Origin of the sequence: Micromonospora endophytica, assembly GCF_003236305.1 — a bacterium.
GTDB lineage: Bacteria > Actinomycetota > Actinomycetes > Mycobacteriales > Micromonosporaceae > Micromonospora > Micromonospora endophytica.
Map to the genome: position 1 here is coordinate 1 of NZ_POTX01000493.1, position 935 is coordinate 935.

At 70.3% G+C, this 935-nt stretch carries 1 protein-coding gene; it reads left to right on the forward strand.

The features are described 5' to 3' along the window. The first annotated feature begins 86 nt into the window (after positions 1 to 86). Positions 87 to 917 (forward strand): endonuclease domain-containing protein, encoded by an 831-nt coding sequence (locus C1I93_RS30725; protein WP_146603620.1) that lies wholly within the window; start codon positions 87 to 89, stop codon positions 915 to 917. The last annotated feature ends 18 nt before the right edge of the window (positions 918 to 935 follow it).

A 935-nucleotide genomic window follows, 5' to 3' on the forward strand; every position in this document is an offset into this window, starting at 1 on the left:
GTGGTGGTGGTCAGGGTGGGGGGATGCCGATTTCTCCTCGACGGCCCAGTCGTCTTCAGGGACGAGTCTTTCGTGGTTCCGAAGTGGTGTCCCAGGGGTTGCTCACCCGCGCCGAGCTGCGGAGCAGCGCGTGGCGGCCGCTTTTCAAGGACGTCTACGCCGATGCCCGACTCGTCGTGTCGCATCCGACCCGCTGCTCGGCGGCGGCACGCTGGCTGATCCCGTCCGATGCGGCAATCGCCGGACGCAGTGCCGCGGCGCTGTTCGGAGCCGGACGCGTCGAGGTGCACGAGCCCCTTGACGTCTTGGTCCCCACGGGCCAACGGTTCGGACCGGTGACCGGCCTGGCCGTGCACACCGCCGCACTGCCCGACACGGATGTGTTCCAACGAACCGGCGTCCCGGTCACCACGCCGGAGCGCACCTGCTGGGATCTCGCCCAGTGGTTGCCGGTGGAGGACGCCGTCGCGCTTGTCGATGTTCTCGTCCGCCGCCGGCTCGTCGTACCTGCGCAGCTGAGCGAGCGGGCTCGCCGGCACACGGGTGAGCGCGGCTGGAAGCGGATGCTGCGGGTCGCCGACCTCACCGACGGCGGTGCGGAGTCACCACCGGAGTCCCGCCTCCGGGTCCGGCTGGTCCTGGCCGGCCTACCCGTTCCGGTCACCCAGTTCGTGGTCGAACGCGGCGGCGCCTTCGTCGCCCGGTTGGACCTCGCCTGGCCGCAATGGAAGATCGCCATCGAGTACGACGGCAGCTGGCACCACGACCCGGAACAGCTGCATCGGGATCGACGCCGGCTGAACCGGCTGGTCGGCGACGACTGGATCGTCCTGCACCTGACCTCGAAGCGCTTCGCGACCGACTTCGACGGCTTTCTCGCCGAGGTACGCCACGCCATCCGCACCCGCAGCCGCTGACCCCGCCCCACCCCACAC